This window comes from Ensifer sp. ENS06 (genome assembly GCF_014852205.1).
Taxonomy (GTDB): Bacteria; Pseudomonadota; Alphaproteobacteria; order Rhizobiales; family Rhizobiaceae; genus Ensifer; species Ensifer adhaerens.
On the sequence record NZ_JACVBC010000003.1, the window covers coordinates 389,995 to 410,883 of the forward strand.

Here is a 20,889-nt window from a genome sequence, read left to right on the forward strand (position 1 = left end):
GGTTGCCGGCTCGCGCGTCATTGCCTGCCGCGGCGGCAGGGATCAAAGCGCTCCGTCGATCGCGCCGCTGTTGCGCTCGCCTGTGTTCGTCGGCGACGGAAAGAGCTGGGAGCCAAAGGCGCCCTGGCTGCTGATCTCGGGGAAGCTGACGTCTGCGATTTCGAAATCGGGCATGAGCGCAAGCATCGGCAAGATCCGTTCGAAAACCGCGCCGCCCAGCGGTGCTGCATTCCAGCCGGAGGTGCGGAAGCCATAGGTCTCCTTCAGACCCTTGGGCTCGTCGAGCAAAGTGAGAAGCAGATAGCGCGGATTGTCGACGGGAACGACGCCCATGAAGGATGTGATGTTCAGCTCCTTCGAGTAGCGCCCGCTGACCACCTTTTCGGCGGTGCCGGTCTTGCCGCCTATGAAATAGCCTTTGACCTCCGCCTTCTTTGCCGAGCCGGTCTTGGCGTTGAGCCGCAGCAGATAGCGCAGCGCCTCGCCGGTCTCCGGCTTGATCAGATTGCGCGCGATGATGCGTTCGTCGAGCGCCGCACCCTTGATCAGAGTTGGCCTTATAAGGCGCCCACCGTTGACGAGCGCCGCCACCGCGATGCTCGCCTGCAGCGGCGTCACGGCGATGCCGTGGCCGTAGGAGGCGGTCGCCGTTTCGATCTCGCCCCAGCGTCGCGGCAATTGTGGATGGGCGCTTTCGGGCAGTTCCGTCGTCAGCCGCGACATCTGCCCGAAGCGCGTCAGGAATGCCTGCAGGTTCTCCGGGCCGACGGATATCGCCATTTTCGCCATCGAGATGTTTGACGAATAGATGAAGGCCTCCGGCACCGTCAGCGGTCGATGCTGGCCGCGGTAGTCGTTGATGCGGAAGCGGCCGAAGGCGAGCGGCTTGCTGGCGTCGATGACGGAGCGGAGCGTGAACTGGCCGGAATCGAGCGCCATGGCCGTCGTCAGTGCCTTGAAGGTCGAGCCCATCTCGAAGGTGGCGGCGGCGATGCGGTTGATACGGTCGGGCTTCAGCGCGTCCACCGGCAGGTTCGGGTCGAAATCCGGGTAAGAAACGAGCGCCAGGATCTCGCCATTGGTGACGTCGAGCACCAGGCCGGCGCCGGCCTTGGCGCTGAACTTAGCGATCGCCTTGCGCAACTCGACCTCGAGCGCATGCTGGATGCGGATATCGAGCGTCGTGCTCACCGGCTCGAGGTTGCGATGGGAGAGATCCATGCCGCTCTGGCGAAGCACCTCCAGCCCCTGGCCCTCGATCCAGCGCTCGATGCCGGCGATGCCAATATTGTCGATATCGACCGCGCCGAGCACGTGGGCGGCAAGCGTGCCGTTGGGATAGAAGCGCTGTTTCTCGCGCTGGAAGCCGATCGCTGGAAGGCCGGCGTTCCAGACGGCCTGCTCTTCGGCCGGCGTCACTTGCCGCTTGATCCAGGCAAACGCCGCACCGCTCTTCAGCCGACGATAGAGGTCGCGCCCGTCGAGATCAGGGAAGATCGCTGTCAGTTTCTCGACTGCTTCGTCCACATCGACGATCAGTCGAGGCTCGGCGTAAAGCCCGGAACTCGGCACGTCGATCGCCAGCAGATTGCCGTTGCGGTCAAGGATCGAGGGACGGCCGAGCGACGGCGGCGGCGGTATGTAGCCGGTGCGCTCGTAGTCGGCGGCGCCGAGCTGGACGAGACGCGCGAGCATGAGGCCGAAGACGAGCGCGAACGCGCCGATGACGAGGAGAAGGCGGCCGCGGGGATCCGGCCGGAGCTGAGCCTTGCGTGCCATCTCAATAAAGTCCGTTGCTGTTGGTAAGAAGCTTCGCCCGCTGTTCGGGCGTAAGGTCCGCATCGGCCGTGGCCGATGTGCTCGCCGTCTCGAAGCCGTCGATGACCGGGCAGCCGCCGGCGCAAGGGGCTGTGCCCGGCTTGAAGGATTCGAGAATGGCACCCGGCGTGCCCGCCGGGACCGGCTGGCCGCTCTTCCGGTCGATCGCCTCGACCATCATGCCTGTTGGCGCGTGGAAATCGGCCGCGGCCCGCCCCGCAAGAGCCACCTTCATGAAATCGATGAAAATGGGTGCGGCGAGGCCGCCGCCGGTTTCGCCGTAGCCCATGGGCTTCGGCGTGTCGTAGCCGAGGAAGACACCGGTGACGATATCGGGCGTGTAGCCGACGAACCAGACGTCCTTCTCGTCATTGGTGGTGCCGGTCTTGCCGGCGATCGGCACGCCGAGCGAGCCGACATTTCGAGCGGTGCCACGTTCGACAACGCCGCGCAGCATCGAAGTGACCTGATAGGCTGTCATCGGATCGAGCACGTAGTCGCGGTCGTCCACGGGCATGGGCTCTTCCTGGCCGGTCCAGTCGGAGGCGTTGCAAGCGTCGCACTTGCGCTGGTCGTGGCGAAAGATCGTGCGGCCGTAACGATCCTGGACGCGATCGACCATCGAAGGCGTGACGGCCCTGCCGCCATTGGCGATGACCGCATAGGCCGAGACCAGCCTGAGCAGCGTCGTTTCGCCGGCGCCGAGCGACATCGGCAGGTAAGGCTTCAGCTCGTCATAGATGCCGAAACGCTTGCCGTAGTCGGCGACCAGATCCATGCCGAGATGGCGGGCAAGGCGCACGGTCATCAGGTTGCGGCTGTTTTCGAGCCCGACGCGCAGCGTCGAGGGACCGCTGAAGCGACCGTCGTAGTTCTTCGGTTTCCACATTCGCCCGGCGCCGTCGGCAAGGGCGATCGGCGCATCCATCACCAGCGTCGTCGGCGCATAGCCGTTGTCGAGGGCGGCGGCATAGACGAAGGGCTTGAACGACGAGCCCGGCTGGCGATAGGCCTGGGTTGCGCGGTTGAATTCCGACTGGGCATAGGAAAAACCACCGGCGACCGCCAGCACCCGGCCGGTGTTCGGGTCCATGGAAACGAGCGCGCCCTGCACGAGCGGCGGCTGCCGGAGCAAGTAGCCGTCGCCCGCCTTTTCCACATAGACGACGTCGCCGGGCGCCAGAGCCCCGTCGGGTCCCGCGGCGCAGCCCCGCTTTGCCTTGGCCGAGCGGCAGAGCGCCCAGGCCATGCCCGCCCGGCCAAGGCGGATCGTCTCGTTGGTGCCAAGAGCACCGCTTCGTTCCGCGACCGTCGGCCTTAGCCCGATCTCTGCTCCATCCTTGTCGGTCGCCAGCACCACGCCGAGCCGCCATTCCGGCACGTCGGCGAGCGGCTGGAGCCTGGCAAGCGCCGGCGCCCAGTTTCCGGTCGAAGGGAGCCTGGCGACGGGGCCGCGGTAGCCCTTTGCCTGGTCATAGGCGACGAGGCCTTTGCGCAACGCCGTCATGGCGGCGACCTGCAATCGCGGATCGAGCGTCGTGCGCACGGAGAAGCCGGCCGTATAAAGGGCAGCATCGCCGTATCGGGCGTTGAGCTGGCGGCGGACGTCCTCGGTGAAATAGTCGGAACTGGCGACCGCGGGCGATTGTTGGCGTTGCCTGACGCCGAGTGAGGAAGCGGATGCCTTGGCGGCGGCAGCGGTGTCGATGACGCCGTTCTGCCGCATCTGGTCGATCACCCAGTTGCGGCGGCCGGTTGCCCGCTCCGCCTGGCGGTCCGGGTCGTAATTGTTGGGCGCCTTCGGCAGGGCTGCGAGGAAGGCTGCCTCCGCGACCGAGAGCTCGCTGACCGGCTTGTCGAAATAGGTGAGCGCTGCCTGCGCCACGCCATAGGCACCGCGCCCGAGATAGATGTCGTTGAGATAGAGTTCGAGGATGCGGTCCTTGGAATAGGTCTGGTCGATCCGCAGCGAAAGGATCGCCTCACGCAGCTTGCGCTCCACAGTTCGGTCCGACGTCAGCAGGAAATTCTTGGCGATCTGCTGCGTGATCGTCGAGCCGCCGATCATGCGGCGACCGGAGCCGTAGTTGGTGAGGTTGGCGAGCAGCGCCGTGCCGATGCTCGCAACGTCGATGCCGGGATGGGTGTAGAAGTTCTTGTCCTCGGCGGAGAGGAACGCCTGGCGCACGCGTGCGGGGATGGTGGCGATGGGCAGGAACAGCCGGCGTTCCCGCGCGAGCTCCGCGACCATCGTGCCGTCGGCGGCATAGAGGCGGCTGGTCACCGCCGGCTCCCAGTTGGCGAGCGTGCGGTGATCGGGCAGGTGTCGCGTCAGGGCTGCGACGAGCGAGGCGGCGGCCAGCGCGACGACGACAGTAAGATTGAGGCATGTGCCGAGCAGATTTACGAGGAGCTTCATAACGGGCAGAGCGGACCTTCATGGCAGCAGGCAGCGTCGCCGACACAGGTGTTCGTGTGGCGGGCAGCGCATGCGGAGCGGAGTATCGGGGTGCGCCTACGTCCGCGGACGTTGGCTCGGTGACGGTGCCTGCGGCCGCTAGGGCCAGATGAAACGGCGCATGGATCAGGTCTCCGAAAGCGGTGCGGCTGACCGCGCCTTTCCTGAGTTGGCGACTTCCGGCAACGGCACGCACCGCCGATAAAGTTCACCGTAAAGGGATTGTGCTTACGCAACAAACCACGTTTATTTGCGAGACCCATTAGGTGAGTTAGGGCATTCATGGTCAGGCCATATCTTCCGCTCAATGCGCTGCGCGCTTTCGAAGCCTCAGCGCGGCATCTGAGCTTTACGCGCGCGGCAATCGAGCTCTGCGTTACGCAAGCCGCGGTCAGCCATCAGGTCAAGCTTCTCGAAAACCGCCTGAACGTGACCCTGTTCAAGCGGCTGCCGCGCGGACTGATGATCACGGCGGAGGGCGAGGCGTTGCTGCCGGTTCTGCGCGATAGCTTCGACCGGATGGCGGACATGCTCGACCGCTTCGAGGCGGGGCATATTCGCGAAGTGCTGATGATCGGCGCCGTCGGCACGTTTGCGGTCGGTTGGCTGCTGCCGCGGCTCGCGGATTTCCAGGCGAAATATCCCTTTGTCGACGTTCGCCTCTCCACCAACAACAACCGCGTCGACATGGCGGCCGAGGGGCTGGATTTCGCTATCCGCTTCGGCGGCGGCTCCTGGCACAATATCGAGGCGACGCGGCTCTTCGAGGCGCCGCTATCCGTGCTTTGCATCCCCGAGATCGCCGAGCGGCTGAAGACGCCGGCCGATCTGCTCGACGAAACGCTGCTCCGGTCCTATCGGGCCGACGAGTGGGTGACCTGGTTCGATGCAGCCGGCATCGCCTATCCGGCGCCCCTGCTCAAGGGCATCGTCTTCGATAGTTCGCTGGCGATGATGGAGGCAGCGGCCCAGGGGATCGGCGTGGCGCTGGCGCCACCACTGATGTTCTCGCGGCTGCTGTCGAACGGCACGATGCGCCAGCCCTTCGACGTTCACACCTCGATGGGAAGCTACTGGCTGACGCGGCTGAAATCGCGTCCCGTCACGCCGGCGATGACCGCCTTCCACGATTGGCTCGCTGCGGCGGCCGAGCAGGAGGCAGCGGCCTTGCCGGCCACGCCCGACGTTATCGCAGGCTGAACGTCCGCCACAGGGCCGTGCAGCGCAAGCTGCGCCTCAACCGGGTCCCGCGGCGGCGCGTCTTGATGACCAAATAATTCTAATGCCTGCCACCAATTCTAATGATGGCCACGACCCACGGCTTTTATCCGTTCACTCGGACGATTTTGCCGTCGAGCACTCGTACACCGTGCGCCCGCTTTGGGCATCGACGCCGGCGAGGCTCACCTCATAGCCCCAGAGATGGCGGATATGGCGCATCGTCGCGTCGCGGCTGCCCTCGTCGAGCAGGATACCGTGCTTGACATTGTGCTGCAGCCGCAATTGCCGGTCACCGAGCAGATCGACGTCCATCACCTGGATGTCCGGCTGGTTGGCAGCAACGTCGTAGCTGTTGGCGAGCGCCGAACGGACCGCGGAATAGCCGCGCTCGTTGTGGATCGAGGCAACCTCGACGAAACGATCCGACGAGCGATCGGAGAGCTGGAACAGCCGGAACTTGCGCATCACCGCCGGGCTCAGATACTGCAGGATGAAGGACTCGTCGCGATGGTTCGCCCAGGCGTCACGCAGCGTTTCCATCCAGTCGCCGTTGCCGGCGAAAGACGGGAACCAGTCGCGGTCTTCCTCCGTCGGTTCGGTGGCAATCCGCTGGATATCCTGCATCATCGCAAAGCCGAGCGCGTAGGGGTTGATGCCCGGGTAGCGCCGGTCGTTGAAATCCGGCTGGAACACGACGTTGGAATGGCTCTGCAACAGTTCCAGCATGTGACCTTCGCCAATCCTGCCCTGGTCGTAGAGGCGGTTGATGATGGTGTAATGCACGAAGGTGGCGCAGCCCTCATTCATGACCTTCGTCTGGCGCTGCGGTGAAAAATATTGCGCGATGACACGCACGATCCTGAGCAGCTCGCGCTGCCAGGGCTCCAGGATCAGGCTGTGTTTTTCGAGGAAATAGAGCAGGTTTTCCTCCGGCAGGTTGAGCACCTTCTTGCGCTCCGAAGCGTCGCGCTCGGCCTCGGCCGGATCACGGCTCTCGGCGACCTGCGGCAGGGTCCGCCAGAGGTCGCTATAGGTCTGCTCCTCATATTCCAGCCGCTCGCGCGCCCTTTCGCGCACCTTTTCAGAGGAGAGGCGTGGCGGGCGGCGGTAGCGGAAGACGCCCTGGTCCATCAGCGCATGGGCGGAATCGAGAATGGCTTCAACGGCGGCAGTGCCGTGCCGCTCCTCGCATTTGGTCACGTATTTCTTGGCGAAATCCATATAGCTCAGGATCGCGCCGGCATCGGTCCACTGGCGAAAGAGATAGTTGTTCTTGAAGAAGTGGTTATGGCCGAAAGCGGCATGCGCGGTCACCAGCGCCTGCATCGCCATGGTGTTTTCTTCCATGAGATAGGTGATGCAGGGATTGGAATTGATCACCAGCTCATAGGCAAGACCGCGGTGGCCCTTACGGTAGTGATGCTCCTCATAGGCAAAGCGCTTGCCGAAGGACCAGTGCTGGTACATGAGCGGCATGCCGACCGAGGAATAGGCGTCGAGCATCTGTTCGGAGGTGATGATCTCCAGCTGGTTCGGGTAGACGCTGAGGCCCATTTCTTCGAGCGCGACCTGCTCGATCGCGTCGTAAGCACGCGACAGCGTCGCAAAATTCCAGTCGGACCCCTGGAACAGGAGACCTGAGGTCGTGCGTCGTGCCATCCGGTCTCCCCCTCACTTCCGGGTGCGTGCGGCCGGCTGCCGGGCAAAAAGCCTGCGGAAGACCGGGTAGATGTCGGCGGGCTTGGCGATCCGGGTCATCTGGAAATTCGACTTCTCGCCGTCCACCGTGCGATAGGCGCGCCAGAGCGCGGTGCCGTTGTCCGTCGAGCCGAAGATTTCCGTCTCGCGCTCGTCGATGATCTCGACATAGGCATAGTACTGGCAGAGCTTCGTGAGTTTTTCCCGCAGCAGTGCCGCACAATGTTCGCTGTCGCCAATGATGTTGTCGCCGTCGGAGGCTTGGGCCGCATAGATGTTCCAGATCTGCGAGGGGTAGCGGTCCTCGACGATCCTGATCATCTCTTCGAGCGCGGTCGATACGATCGTGCCGCCGCTCTGGGTGCTGTAGAAGAAGGTCTCCTCGTCGACTTCGCGCGCCTCGTCCGTATGGCGGATGAAGACGATGTCGATGCGTTCGTAGCGCCGTTTCAAAAACAGGTGCAGAAGCACGAAGAAGCGTTTGGCGAGGTCCTTCTCGCGCTCGCCCATGGAGGCCGAGACGTCCATCAGGCAGAACATGACGGCGTTGGCGTTCGGCAGCGGCTGCTGCTCGAAGCGGTTGAAGCGGATGTCGACCGGATCGACGTAAGGGATGCGCCGCCGCTTCTTCTCGATCCTTTCCAGCTCGACCCGCAGTTCCTTGAGCCTCTGTCGGCTCTTCGCCGTCGGCTCCGGCTCCACTTCCAGTTGCGCGATCTCGTCGGTGACCGCGGTCAGTTCCTTCTCCTTCGGCCGGTGCAGCGCCAGGCGCCGGCCAAAACTGTTGCGCATCGTGCGCCCGACATTGATGTTCGTCGGCGTTCCCGCCGTGGCGAAGCCGGCGCGGCGGGGCTTGAAGGTGACCGTTTCCTTGAGGCTGAGCTTGACCATGTCGGGGAGCTCCAAATCCTCGAAAAAGAGGTCCAGTACTTCCTCGCGCGACAGGATGAACTGGAAATCATCGTCGCTTTCGCCGGTTCCGGGCTTGCCCTTGCCGCCGCCACCGCCGCCCGCTTCCGGTTTCGGCAGGCGGTCGCCTGCCGAAAACTCCTTGTTGCCGGGAAGCACGTAGTTGCGTTCGCCGGAGCCGCGGGACGGCTGGAACGTGGGCTCGCTGGCACCATCAGTCGGCATCGGCACGCCATGCGCGGCGTCGACGTCGATGATCCTGTCCGACTTGACCTGATCCTTGATGACCCGCTTGAGCTCTTCGCGGGCCCGCTTCAGAAAGCGTTGTCGATTGCCGAGGCTCTTATCCTTCGGATTGAGCCGCCGGTCGATGAAATTCGGCATATACCAATCCCCTGCTTCGGCATCGTCAGCCCGCCTTGTTGACCCGCATATACCAATCGACCAGCCGCCGGACCTGACGCTCCGTATAGCCGCGTTCCGTCATGCGTTGGACGAACTCGGCGTGTTGCTTCTCGGATGCGCTGTCCTTCTTCGAGCCGAAGCTGATGACCGGAAGCAGGTCTTCGACCTGGCCGAACATGCGCTTCTCGATCACGTCGCGAAGCTTTTCGTAGCTCGTCCAGGAGGGGTTGCGCCCATGGTTCTTGGCGCGGGCGCGCAGGGTGAACTTGACGACCTCGTTGCGGAAGTCCTTGGGATTGGCGATGCCGGCCGGCTTTTCGATCTGCGACAGTTCGCTGTCGAGGATCTCCCGGTTGAGGATTTGTCCGGTATCCGGGTCCTTGAAGTCCTGATCTTCGAGCCAGGCGTCGGCATAGGCGATGTAACGGTCGAACAGGTTCTGGCCGTATTCGCTGTAGGATTCGAGATAGGCCTTCTGGATTTCGTGGCCGATGAATTCGGCATAGCGCGATGCCAGCTCGGACTTGATGAAGTCGAGGTAGCTCGCTTCCGTCTCCTTCGGGAACTGTTCGCGGCGGATCGCCTGTTCCAGAATGTACATGAGGTGCACGGGATCGGCCGCGACCTCCTTGGTGTCGTAGTTGAAGGTTTCCGACAGAACCTTGAAGGCAAAGCGGGTGCTGATGCCGGTCATACCCTCGTCGACGCCGGCGGCGTCGCGATATTCCTGAACGGACTTCGCCTTGGGATCGGTGTCCTTCAGGTTCTCGCCGTCATAGACCCGCATCTTGGTGTAGAGCGGCGAATTCTCGTGACGGGCAAGGCGGGTGGAGACGGTGAAGCGGCTGAGGCTTTCCAGCACTTCCGGCGCGCAGGGACTCTTGGTCAGTTCGCTTTCGCGCAGCAGCTTCTCGTAGATCTGCCGCTCTTCGGTGACGCGCAGGCAGTAAGGCACCTTTACCACGAGGATGCGGTCGAGGAAGGCCTCGTTGTTCTTGTTGTTCTTGAACTGCAGCCATTCGGACTCGTTCGAGTGCGCAACAACGATGCCCTGATAGGGGAAGCCTCCGAAGCTTTCGGTGCCGTTGTAGTTGCCTTCCTGGGTTGCGGTCAAAAGCGGATGCAGCACCTTGATCGGCGCCTTGAACATCTCGACGAATTCGAGCAAGCCTTGCGTCGTGCGGTTGAGGCCGCCGCTATAGGAATAGGCATCGGGATCGGCCTGGCTATAGTTTTCGAGCTGGCGGATGTCGACCTTGCCGACCAGCGAGGAAACGTCCTGATTGTTCTCGTCTCCGGGCTCGGTCTTGGCGATCGCCACCTGGCGCAGGCGCGACGGCATCAGCTTGACGACGCTGAATTTGGAGATGTCGCCATCGACTTCGTCGAGGCGCTTCGTAGCCCAGGGCGAGATCAGGCCGGTCAGACGGCGTCGGCCGATGCCGTATTTGTCTTCGAGCAGGTCGGCCATGCGGTCGGGATGGAAGAGGCCAAGCGGTGATTCAAAGACGGGACTGACCTTGCCGCCGACCGCCAGCGTGTAGATCGGCTGAAGTTCCATCAGTTTTTTCAGGCGCTCGGCGAGCGACGACTTTCCGCCGCCGACCGGGCCGAGCAGGTAGAGGATCTGCTTGCGCTCCTCCAGCCCCTGCGCGGCATAGCGGAAGTAGCCGACGATGCGCTCGATCGTATCTTCCATGCCGTAGAAGTCGGCGAAGGATGGATAGATCTTGACGGTCCGGTTTGAGAAGATGCGGCCGAGACGTTCGTCCGCGCTGGTATCGATGAGGGTTGGATTACCTATGGCTGTAACCATCCGCTCCTGTGCGGTGGCATACATACTTTTGTCGTCGCGACATGCCAGAAGGTATTCCTGAAGACTGATTTCTTCTTGCGCTGCACTTGTATAGATCTCCGAGAAGAGATCAAAGACGTCGCATTCGCTCTTTTGCATCATGCTCTCCCGCGGCCGCTGGCTGAGACGGGGATCGCTGCTTATCGGCTCGCTCATTCGAATAAACGGCGTCCCATGCGCAATGTTCCTTCAGAGTACTCGCTTTCTCGTGATTCTCGAAGGGGTTGTTTCAATGAATGAAAAATCGTGACTGTGGCATCACGAAAACCTGATCGAAGCGGTGGTCATAAGGCGTTGAGCGCCGGCGTGCGCGATTGGCGCCGCATGCGCCCAGGCGTTTTCTGTGCGAGCGCCACGTTCGGTTGCGTCAGCCGCCGCCGGGTCCGCCGAGGTGGTGGAAAAGAAGGGCCAGAACCGCGTCGCGCATGGTCGCTGTCTCGACATGGCCGATGCCCGGCGCTGCAACCAAAGATAAGTTGTCTTCGACGGCGGCCGGCCGATAGGCCCTGCGTCTCGCCTTAGGTGCGTTCCACCGCTTGAGGCGGCGTCAGGGATTCATCGAGCCCCACGCCGATCAGTTGGGGTCGAGAGGCGACGAGCTCGGCGCCTCGATAGCGCCGCCGCACAGCGGCGCCTGAGCCAGGGAACGAGCCTTTAGGCCAGCCAGGCTGGCAGGCGCGCCGGAACGCGGCCGGTGAGCGCTGCCTCGACGCAGTCGGCGAGGTTGCTGAAGCGCACGGCGCGGCCGGAAAGACCGGGACCGTAATGGGCGTATTTCCCGGAATTGGTCATCAGCGCCCGGGTCTTGGTCGGAAAGACCGGTTCGGAGATCGAGCACCAGCAAAGATCCGGCAGGACCTGGATGCCGCTCTCCTCAAGGCGGGCAAGCAGACCTTCGTCCCGCGCTGCCGCTATCGCGTCTCGCCCGGCGGTGACGATCACGGCGACGTTGCTATCGCGCTTGCGGCCGTAGAAGGCTGTGGCCAGCGCGCGGCATTCCTCGAGCGACGCATGCGGGCTGCCGATGGCGACAAGCTCGACCTCCGCCGGACCGTCGTTCAGGAGCGACCAGGCCGCGGCCATGTCGGCGCGCGTGATCGTCGTGTGGTCGGCATCCTTGGCGGCGGCACCTTCCGCTTCCGGGGTCACGCCCTCCACATGCAGCATCGGGGATGCGGACGTGGTGCCGAAGGCGGCGCAAAGCGCCTTGAGGTCGTCGCGCGAGGGCTTTGCCGATGCAAGACCGCGCAAAAGCGGGATGCGGTCGGGTGCTGCCTTGCCGGCGAGATAACCGATCAGCGGCCAGAAGGCATCGTCGATATCCTCAGGCAGTTCCACGTCGATGACGCGCGTCGCCTTGCGCGGCGCGTCGAGATAGACGCCCGAGAGCGGTGCACGACCGGTGAGCGCAATGCAGAGATCGAGAAAGTCCGGGTGTTTGGCCGTGCGCGCGCCGAGCACCGTATTGGCGAATATGACGGCGTTCGATTCCGCCCAGGCGATGGCTTCGCCGGATTTCGGCGCGCTGTCGAGCAGATAGGGCGAGCAGGTGAAGGTCGGGCGGCAGCCCATGCGCACATAGGCGTCGGCAAGCCTTGCTGCCGGATCGCCGAAGCTCTCCGGCACGCCCTGCGCCTGCCAGTTGGCACGGTCGACCGAGATCGCATTCATGGTCGTCGGCACGCGAACCTTGGCCCCCATGTCCGCCATCTTCTCGGCGAAGGTGAGGTTTGCCGGGCTCGCATAGATGCAGCCGTCGATATGGCCCTGGACCACGTCGATGAGCTTTTCCGCACCCTGCTGCGCCGCCATCGCCGCGATGATGCGCATCGCCTGTTGCACGGCGATGCCGTCACGACCGTCGAGCATGGCGCGATCGTCGTCGGTGAGATCAAGCGCCGTCATTGCCGGCGGAGCGACCGGAATTGTCAGGCCATCGGCTTCGATTGCCGTATCGCTGATGCGCGCGGTCTTTGCCTGCGCCAGCGCCTTGAAGGCGTCGCGCGAAAGCCGAAGCACCGGCAGGGATTTTCCGAACATTTCGGCCGCGATCAGCGCGCCGAGCGTTAGCACGTCTTCCGCTTCCGAGAAGACCAGGGCCGCCGGCGCACGGCCGGTCAGCGCCATGTCGAGCAGCACGCCCGAACCGGTGCAGGAGCCGCGGCTCGACGGCATCATCAGGATGCCGTCGGTCAGACAGAGGCCGTGCAGCGGATGGTGCACGTCGATCACCCGACCCGTTGCCGGATCGACCCCGCCCCAGAAGCTCAGCGCCTCCTCCGTGTCGATGATGGGGCCATCGGCGGAGCCGGAAAGAATGCTGCGGGCGGAGATCGATTGGTTCATTTTACGACAAATCCATGAGCAAAGGGGTCGCGGTCATCGATGAAGATCGTGTTGATGCCGGTCATGCGGGCCCAGCCGGCAATCGACGGGATGATGGCGTCGCGGTCGGCGACCTTGGTCGCTGCCTCGACACGGCCCTTGAACAGCGAACCGATGATCGATTCATGCACGAACTCGTCACCGACCTTGAGCTTGCCCTTGGCGGCAAGCTGGGCCATGCGCGCCGACGTGCCGGTGCCGCAGGGCGAGCGGTCGATCGCCTTTTCGCCGTAAAAGACGGCGTTGCGCGCATGCGCTTCTGCCTGCGTTGGCTTGCCGGTCCACTGGATGTGGCTGAGGCCCTTGATTTCCGGGTGCTCCGGATGCACGAACTCGTATTTGGCGTTGAGCGCCGCGCGGAGCTTCGGGCTCCAGCCGACAAGTTCGCCGGCCGTATGGTCGGCCATGTCGCGAAAATTCTTCTGCGGTTCGACGATGGCGTAGAAGTTGCCGCCATAGGCGACGTCGACGACGATCTCGCCAAGACCCTCGACTTCAGCCGTCAGCCCCTCGGCGTAGAGGAAGCCCGGAACGTTGGTGAGGCGCACTTCTTCGACGAAGCGGCCTTCCTGGCGATAGGTGATGTCGACCTTGCCGGCCGGCGCGTCGATTGAAAGCTTGCCCGGTTCGCGCGGCGTGATCAGGCCGTTTTCGATCGCCATGGTGATGGTGCCGATCGTGCCGTGGCCGCACATCGGCAGGCAGCCCGACGTTTCGATGAAGAGCACGGCGACATCGCAGTCGGGCCTGGTCGGCGGATAGAGGATCGAGCCCGACATCATGTCGTGGCCGCGCGGCTCGAACATCAGGCCAGTGCGGATCCAGTCGAACTCGCGCAGGAAATGGGCCCGCTTCTCCAGCATGTTGGCGCCTTCGAGTCTTGGCCCGCCGCCGGAAACGAGGCGGACCGGATTGCCGCAGGTGTGGCCGTCGATGCAGGAGAAGGTGTGGTTGGCCATGGTCTAAACTCTGTCAGAAACGTTGGGGCGAGAAGGAACTGATATCGATCGCCGGCCGCCGGCCGGTGAGCAGGTCGGCAACGAGCCGTGCGGTGCCGGCCGATTGCGTGAGACCGAGATGGCCGTGGCCGAAGGCGTAGACGACGCGGCCGGTGGCGCGGGCGCGGCCGATCGCCGGAAGGCTGTCGGGCAGCGACGGGCGGAAGCCCATCCATTGCACGCCGCCCTCGCTCTTGAAGCCCGGCAGGAAGGCTTGCGCCTTCTTCAGCATGGCTTCCGAGCGGCGGAAGTTCGGCGGCAGCTTCAGCCCGCCGAGTTCGACGGCGCCGCCGACGCGGATACCGGTCGAAAGCCTGGTGACGACGAAGCCGTGTCCGCCGAAGGTTACCTGGGTGCGCAGATCGAAGGCATCCTGCGGCAGCGTGGTGTTGTAGCCGCGCTCGGTTTCGAGCGGGATACGCTCGCCGAGCGTACGGGCGACCTGGTGCGAGAACGCGCCGGCTGAAAGCACGACCTGTTCTGCCCGCCGCGTCTTGCCGTCGGCCGTCAGTTCGACGCCACCTTCGATCGGCTTCAGTGCCGTAACTTCGGCACGCTCGATCACACCTCCCTTGGCGCGGAAATGGTCTGCCAGCGCCAGCGTGTAGAGCTTGGGATCGGCGATGGAATACCAGCCGGGGGTAAAGGTGCCATGGGTGAAGCGCGATGCGAGACCAGGCTGGATCTCGGCCATCTCGGCCGCGCCCATGTGTCGGAACTCGATGCCGTGTTCGGCTCGCGCGGTCCAGCCGGGAAGAGAGGCCTTCAGCTCGGCTTCGCTTTCATAGACCTGCAGATTGCCTTCCTTGCGCAGCATCGGCAGGGTGCCGGTCTCGGCGAGGAAAGGTTCGAGCTCAGCCTTGGAGAGGTCCATCATCGCCGTCTGGGCGGTCGTCGAATGGGCCACGCGGCTTGCCGAGCAGGCGCGCCAGAAGCGGAACATCCACGGCGCGATCTGTGCCGCATAGGCCGGTGGCACGCTCAAGGGCCCAAGCGGGTCGAGCAGCCACTTCGGCGCCTTCTTCAGGATGCCGGGTGACGCGAGCGGCAGGATGTCGGTGAAGGCGAAGGCCCCGGCATTGCCCGCCGAGGCACCTGCTGCCGGGCCTTCCCGGTCGAGCACGGTGACGGAAAGTCCCCGTGCCTGGGCGGCGATCGCCGCAGAAAGGCCGACAACGCCGGCGCCGATGACGATGACGTCAGGCTGAACTGCATCCTTCATGATCGGCTCAGTGCGTCGCTGCGAGGAACTTTTGGAGTTCCGGATCCTTCGGCGCGCCGAAGAGCGCTTCCGGTGCGGCGATTTCCGCCATCACGCCCTTGTGGAAGAAGGCGACGCGGTCGGAAACTTCGCGGGCAAACTTCATTTCATGGGTGACGCAAATCATCGTCATGCCCTCGGAGGCCAGCATGCGCAGCGTGTCGAGCACTTCGCCGACGAGCTGCGGATCGAGCGCCGAGGTCACTTCGTCAAACAGCATGTATTCCGGCGACATTGCGAGTGCGCGGGCGATCGCCATGCGCTGCTGCTGGCCGCCCGACATGCGGGTTGGATAGACGCCGAGCTTCTCGCCGAGGCCGACGTGCGTGAGCTGCTTGACGGCGTTCTCCTCGGCCTTTTCCTTGGAGAGGCCGAGCACCTTGCGCGGCGCCAGCATGACGTTTTCAAGCACGGTCAGGTGCGGGAAAGCATTGAACTGCTGGAAGACGATGCCGAGCTTGCTGCGCAGCTTGTTGAGGTTTGTTGATTTCGCGTGGACCTCGGTGCCGTCGACGAGGATGCGGCCGGCATCGATCGGCTCGAGACCGTTGATGCAGGTCAGCAGCGTCGACTTGCCGGAACCGGAGCCGCCAATGATGGTCAGCACCTCGCCCTTGTTGACGGTGAGGTCGATGCCTTTGAGAACCTCCAGCGAGCCGAAGGATTTGCGAACGTTCTGGATCTCAATCATTGGACCACCGTTTTTCAAGGTAACCGCCGAGCCGGGCGATTGGGAAGCTGATAAGGAAGTAGATGGCGCCGCAGATCAGAAGGATCAGCAGCGGTTCCTGCAGGCGGGTGACGAGCACCTGCGAGGCGCGCAAGAGTTCGATCAGGCCGAGCCAGAGGACGAGTGCGGAGTCCTTCATGACGCCGAGCGTCAGGCCGATCCAGGACGGCAGCGAAACGCGGGTCGCAAGCGGCGCCACGATGTAGCGCATGTCCTGCCACCAGGTCATGCCGAGCGAGCGGGCGGCGCGGCGCGTCGTCGGTGGCACGGAAGAGATGCCGCCACGAACGATCTCGGTGCAATAGGCGGCGGTATAGAGCGACAGCACCACGCAGGAGGTCGTGAACGGTGCCCAGCCGAGCTTGGCGATCGCCTGGAAGGCATTGGCAAGAACCAGCTGGATCAGCAGCGGCACCGAACGGAAGATGTCGAGCACGAAGGTGAGCGGAGCGGCCCAATAGGGGCCGACCTGGTTGCGCACGACGCCGAAGATGATGCCGAGCACGGTGCCGGCGGTAACCGAGACGGCGGTGACCGCGAGCGTCATCAAGGCGCCCTGCAGCAGGAAGCCGAGATCAGCGAGGGTGAGGGCGGTATTGAACATCTCTCACCTCTCCTTAGTAGCGGAACATGCGCGCGGCGAGCAGGCGCGCGCCTAGCGTCACGGCCTTGGCGATCAGGTAATAGATGATCGCCGCGATCGCGAAGAATTCGAAGGTGCGGAACGAACGGGCGTTCAGTTCCTGGGTGATGCCGGCAAGGTCGGTGTTCATGCCGACGGTAACGCCAAGCGAGGTCATCAGGATCGCCCAGACCATCTGGTTGGTGACGGGCAGGAAGGCGATGCGCAGCATCTGCGGCAGCACGATGTAGCGGAAGGCCTGCACCGGGGTCATGCCGAGCGAGCGGCCGGCCCGCGCCTGGGTATCGGGAATGGCCTTGAGGGCACCGCGGAAGTTTTCCGCGAGATAACCGGCATTGTTGAAGGCGATCCCCGCGAGCAGCGCCGTATAGGGGCTCAGGTGGATACCGAAATTGCCGAGGCCGAAATGGGCCATGTAGATCTGGAACAGCGCCGGCGTGTTGCGGGCGATTTCGACCCAGGCGGTCGCAAAACCACCGAGGATGCGATTGCCCGACAGGCGGCAAGCCGTCAGCGCGAGCGCCAGTGCCAGGCCGATGACCATCGAGAGCAGAGCCACCTGCAGGGTGACCAGCGCTCCATCGAGCATCTGTGGCAGGGCTTTCAGCGCCTGGTTCCAATGAAAGGTATAGCTGAACATGTTTCGTCTCACCTCTTCGGAAACGAATAGCGGCGCGAAGCTAAACTTCGCGCCGCCAGATAAACGGCATATTAGCGGTAAACGCCCTTAGCCGTAAGGTCCGGAAGTTCGCCGCCGACCCACTTTTCGTAAAGTTCAGCGTAGCGGCCGGTGCGGACCTGCTGGTTGATGAAGAGGTTGAGGAAGTTGATGAAGCCGTATTCTTCGCGGTTGGTGAAGAGCGCGACGTAGTCGGTGTCGAACGGAGCCTTGCCGACGACGGAGATGCCGGCGAACTTGCCGCCCTTCACGTTGGCCTGGGCGACGGTCGAGGTCGAAACCGTAGCGTCGATCTGACCCTGGCTGAGCGCGAGGAAGACGTCTGCCTGGGTCTGGTACGGACGGAACTCACCGGCGCCCCATTCCTTGACCTGCTTTTCGAGAGCGATCGCTTCGAACGTGCCGGCGGTCGCGCCGACAACCTTGCCCTTCATGTCTTCGAAGGACTTGACGCCCGACTTCTCGTTGGCAGTGACCGCCATTTCGAAGGCGAAGTAGGGGATCGTCATGCCGACGGTCTTGGCGCGCTCAAGCGTGTCAGAGGTCGAGGCAACGCCGACGTCGACGCGGCCCGACATCAGAGCGGGAATGCGCTCCGGGAACGGGGTCTCGACGATTTCGGCGGTGACGCCGAGTGCCTTGGCAAGGTCGTTGCAGTAGTCGACGTCGAAACCGATCGGGTTGTTGTTCTCGTCGCGAGAACCCATCGGCGGGAAGTCGAGCACGACTGCGCAACGCAGCGTACCCGAGCCGATGACGTCATCCAGCTTGTCGGCATGGGCCTGGCTGGTCAGAGCAGCGGCCGCAACGAGGCCGAGCGCGAGCACCGAAGTCTTCATTTTCTCTCTCCCTGAAATGAGTGCCGTTTGACGGCTGAGCCACTATTCCGTTTTAGACAGCACAAATCAATAGAAAAATACAATTAGTATACAAAAAGTATAAGTTCATAACGCAGAACGCGCGCAGGCATCCCATTTGTTTCGTCAAATGGGATGCCTGCGCAGCGATCTGTCGTGTCTTGCGGCTGCGGGCGGCAGGCGCCCGCAGCTGTCGGCGAGTGCCTTAGCCCTGGAAGTCCTCGGGCAGCAGGCCTTCCGGCATGTTCTGGTAGGCGACCGGGCGCAGAAAACGGCGGATCGACAGGGTACCGACGCTGGTTGCGCCGAAGTTGGTCGAGGCCGGATAGGGTCCGCCATGCACCATCGAATCCACCACCTCGACGCCGGTCGGAAAGCCGTTGACGAGCACCCGGCCTGCCTTGCGCTCAAGGATCGGGCGCAGACGACGGGCGGTCTCAAGATCGGTCGCATCCATGTGGATGGTGGTGGTCAGCTGTCCCTCGAAGCCGCGGGCAAGCTGTTCCATTTCAGAGGTCGAACCGACGCGAACGACGAGGCCGAGCGGACCGAACACCTCTTCGCCGAGCGCATGGTCGGCCAGGAACTGGTCGCCGGTCGTTTCGAACAGGTTCGGCGAGACCGAACGGCCGGACGATTCGGTCGTCAGCAGCGGCTTCACGGTGTTGCGGCTTTCAAAGCGCGCCTGGCCCTCGTGATAGGCCTTGGCAATGCCGTCGGTCAGCATCGTCTGCGGCGCGACCTTGCCGAGCGCTTCGACGGCGGCCGTGGTGAAGCGATCGGCGTCAGCACCTTCGACAACCACGGCGATGCCGGGGTTGGTGCAGAACTGGCCGGCACCCATGGTCAGCGAACCGGCCCAACCCTGGCCAAGTGTCTCGGCGCGTGCCTTCAGTGCTTCCGGCAGCAGGAACATCGGGTTGACTGAGCCGAGCTCGCCGAAGAACGGGATCGGCTCCGGACGTGCGGCGCAGAGATTGAAGAGCGCGCGGCCACCGGCGAGCGAACCGGTGAAGCCGACGGCCTTGATCAGCGGATGCTGGACAAGTGCTTCGCCGACCTGGCGGTTGCCGCCCTGGATCAGCGAGAAGACGCCCGGGTGAACGCCGGTCTTGCGGATCGCGGCCTCGACGGCCTGCGCAACGATCTCACCGGTGCCCGGATGGGCCGAGTGGCCCTTGACGACCACGGGGCAGCCGGCAGCAAGGGCGGCAGCCGTGTCGCCGCCGGCGGTCGAGAAGGCCAGCGGGAAGTTCGAGGCGCCGAAGACGGCGACCGGGCCGATCGGGCGCTGGATGAGGCGGATTTCCGGGCGCGGCGCCGGCTGACGCTCGGGCAGGGCCGCATCGAAACGGCGGTCGAGATATTCACCCTTTTCGATGTGGTCGGCAAAGAGACGGAGCTGGCCGGTAGTGCGGCCGCGTTCGCCCTGCAGGCGCGCTTCCGGCAGGCCGGTTTCCTGGGTGCCGATCTCGGTGATGGCCTCCGCGCGTGCCTCGATCTCGTCGGCGATGGCGCGCAGGAAGGCGGCGCGCTCGGTCCGGGTCGAATAGCCATAGCTCAGGAAGGCTTCTTCGGCGGCTTCAGCCGCGCGGTTGACCAGTTCCACGGTGCCGGTGGCGAACTGATGGACCGGACCGTGGGCGGGTGCCGATGCGAAGGTGCCCGCGCCGTCGAGCCATTCGCCGGCGACAAGGTGTTTTCCTTTGGGGGTGAAGGCCATCTGCCGATCCTTTCGTTCGATCCCGGATTGCCTTTTCTGGCAGAGGGGATCATGGCTGAATTGCACTTGTCGGATCTTTGTATACTATATGTATGCAGAACATCAATCGCCTGACTGGCCCTTCCGGATCAGGCGCAGCATTTGAGAGGGAGAGAGATGAGCGAAACCAACACCCTGACGATCGCAGCACTTTTCGAGCGCGTTGAGGCGATCTTCCTGAAGGCGGGGCTCAACGCCATTCAGGCCGGTGCACTGGCCCGCGTGATCGTCGCCGGCGAGCGGGATGCCTGCAAGTCGCATGGCATCTACCGCATCGAAGGAGCGCTTCGCACCGTCAAGGCGGGCAAGGTGAAGCCGGATGCAACACCGGAGCTCGAAGCGGGCGAAGGTTCCGCTATCGTCAAGGTCAACGCCAAGGGCGGTTTTGCCAATCCCGCCTTCGAGCTCGGCCTGCCGGTTCTCGCCGAACGCGCTCGCTCGCTGGGCATCGCCGCGCTCGTCATCAATGATTGCACCCATTTTTCGGCGCTCTGGCCTGAGGTCGAAGGCCTGACCGGCGAGGGACTTGCCGGCCTCGTCATGTGCCCGAGCTATGCGACCGTTGCGCCGACCGGCGGCAACAAGCCGCTGCTCGGCACCAACCCCTTCGCCTTCGGCTGGCCGCGCGAAAACAAGCCGCCTTACGTCTTCGACTTCGCCACCTCGGTTGCCGCCCGCGGTGAGATCGAACTGCACCGCCGTGCCGGCAAGCCCTTGCCGGAGGGCTGGGCGATCGATGCCGAAGGCAATCCGACGACCGATCCGGAAGCAGCGCTTGCCGGCGCCATGCTGCCCTTCGGCGGCCACAAGGGTTCGGCGATCGGCACCATGGTCGAGCTTCTTGCCGGCATCATGATCGGCGACCTGACGAGCCCGGAAGTGCTCGACTATCTCGGCACCACGACGCTTGCACCGTTCCACGGCGAACTGATCGTCGCCTTCTCGCCGGAGAAATTTGCAGCCGGACGCCCGGGCAATCCCTTCGCCCGTGCGGAAGTGCTGTTTGAGGCGATCGTCGGCCAGGGCGCCCGCCTGCCGTCGCAGCGTCGCTTCGTGGCGCGCGCCAAGTCGGAAGTCGAAGGTGTCGTTCTCAACACGGCTGAAATCGAGCAGCTCGAGCGGCTGCTTGCTCTTGGACTGGACGCCGTCGCGTAAGCGACGGCTAACCTTTTCGTCGGTCATCGACCCGTCGAGACTGCCAAACGAAAAA

Annotated in this window: 15 protein-coding genes; 2 read left to right on the forward strand and 13 right to left on the reverse strand. The window is 63.8% G+C overall.

Going from position 1 to position 20,889, the window contains the following annotated elements:
* Positions 1-42: 42 nt before the first annotated feature.
* Entirely contained in the window at positions 43-1,779 is a 1,737-nt protein-coding gene (locus IB279_RS15420) for a penicillin-binding protein 2 (protein ID WP_051659434.1), read from the reverse strand.
* 1 nt (position 1,780) lies between these two features.
* Positions 1,781-4,237 (reverse strand): penicillin-binding protein 1A, encoded by a 2,457-nt coding sequence (locus IB279_RS15425; protein ID WP_113187158.1) that lies wholly within the window; start codon positions 4,235-4,237, stop codon positions 1,781-1,783.
* Positions 4,238-4,558: 321 nt separating this feature from the next.
* Between IB279_RS15425 and IB279_RS15430 the strand changes: the two genes are divergently transcribed.
* Positions 4,559-5,476 (forward strand): LysR family transcriptional regulator, encoded by a 918-nt coding sequence (locus IB279_RS15430; RefSeq protein WP_051659435.1) that lies wholly within the window; start codon positions 4,559-4,561, stop codon positions 5,474-5,476.
* A 132-nt stretch (positions 5,477-5,608) separates the two neighbouring features.
* Here the strand turns inward: IB279_RS15430 and IB279_RS15435 are convergent, their stop codons facing one another.
* The 11 genes from IB279_RS15435 to IB279_RS15485 all read right to left on the reverse strand — a co-directional run bounded on the left by IB279_RS15435 (position 5,609) and on the right by IB279_RS15485 (position 19,640).
* Positions 5,609-7,156, reverse strand: coding sequence for a SpoVR family protein (locus IB279_RS15435; RefSeq protein WP_034798401.1), 1,548 nt, complete (start codon positions 7,154-7,156; stop codon positions 5,609-5,611).
* A gap of 12 nt (positions 7,157-7,168) precedes the next feature.
* Positions 7,169-8,488 carry a YeaH/YhbH family protein gene (locus IB279_RS15440; RefSeq protein WP_060521878.1) on the reverse strand — a complete coding sequence of 440 codons (1,320 nt, stop codon included), beginning with the start codon at positions 8,486-8,488 and terminating at the stop codon, positions 7,169-7,171.
* A gap of 25 nt (positions 8,489-8,513) precedes the next feature.
* Positions 8,514-10,463, reverse strand: coding sequence for a PrkA family serine protein kinase (locus IB279_RS15445; protein WP_034798403.1), 1,950 nt, complete (start codon positions 10,461-10,463; stop codon positions 8,514-8,516).
* 555 nt (positions 10,464-11,018) lie between these two features.
* Complete coding sequence (locus IB279_RS15450) at positions 11,019-12,710, reverse strand: aconitase X (protein WP_113187157.1); 1,692 nt, start codon at positions 12,708-12,710, stop codon at positions 11,019-11,021.
* Positions 12,707-13,708 (reverse strand): 4-hydroxyproline epimerase, encoded by a 1,002-nt coding sequence (locus tag IB279_RS15455; protein WP_034798407.1) that lies wholly within the window; start codon positions 13,706-13,708, stop codon positions 12,707-12,709. Before IB279_RS15455 ends, IB279_RS15450 begins: the two co-directional genes overlap by 4 nt.
* 13 nt (positions 13,709-13,721) lie before the next feature.
* Positions 13,722-14,969, reverse strand: coding sequence for an FAD-binding oxidoreductase (locus tag IB279_RS15460; protein ID WP_034798409.1), 1,248 nt, complete (start codon positions 14,967-14,969; stop codon positions 13,722-13,724).
* A 7-nt stretch (positions 14,970-14,976) separates the two neighbouring features.
* Positions 14,977-15,699, reverse strand: a complete 723-nt coding sequence (locus IB279_RS15465; protein WP_034798411.1) for an amino acid ABC transporter ATP-binding protein — start codon at positions 15,697-15,699, stop codon at positions 14,977-14,979.
* Positions 15,692-16,342 carry an amino acid ABC transporter permease gene (locus IB279_RS15470; RefSeq protein ID WP_034798414.1) on the reverse strand — a complete coding sequence of 217 codons (651 nt, stop codon included), beginning with the start codon at positions 16,340-16,342 and terminating at the stop codon, positions 15,692-15,694. The genes IB279_RS15465 and IB279_RS15470 overlap by 8 nt, the downstream gene beginning before the upstream one ends.
* A gap of 13 nt (positions 16,343-16,355) precedes the next feature.
* Positions 16,356-17,021 (reverse strand): amino acid ABC transporter permease, encoded by a 666-nt coding sequence (locus IB279_RS15475; protein ID WP_034798417.1) that lies wholly within the window; start codon positions 17,019-17,021, stop codon positions 16,356-16,358.
* 71 nt (positions 17,022-17,092) lie between these two features.
* Positions 17,093-17,899 carry a transporter substrate-binding domain-containing protein gene (locus IB279_RS15480; RefSeq protein WP_034798420.1) on the reverse strand — a complete coding sequence of 269 codons (807 nt, stop codon included), beginning with the start codon at positions 17,897-17,899 and terminating at the stop codon, positions 17,093-17,095.
* Positions 17,900-18,122: 223 nt separating this feature from the next.
* Positions 18,123-19,640, reverse strand: coding sequence for an aldehyde dehydrogenase (NADP(+)) (locus IB279_RS15485; RefSeq protein WP_112986007.1), 1,518 nt, complete (start codon positions 19,638-19,640; stop codon positions 18,123-18,125).
* 156 nt (positions 19,641-19,796) lie between these two features.
* Between IB279_RS15485 and IB279_RS15490 the strand changes: the two genes are divergently transcribed.
* On the forward strand, positions 19,797-20,834 hold the full coding sequence (locus tag IB279_RS15490) for an Ldh family oxidoreductase (RefSeq protein ID WP_034798426.1): 1,038 nt from the start codon (positions 19,797-19,799) through the stop codon (positions 20,832-20,834).
* Positions 20,835-20,889: the final 55 nt, after the last annotated feature.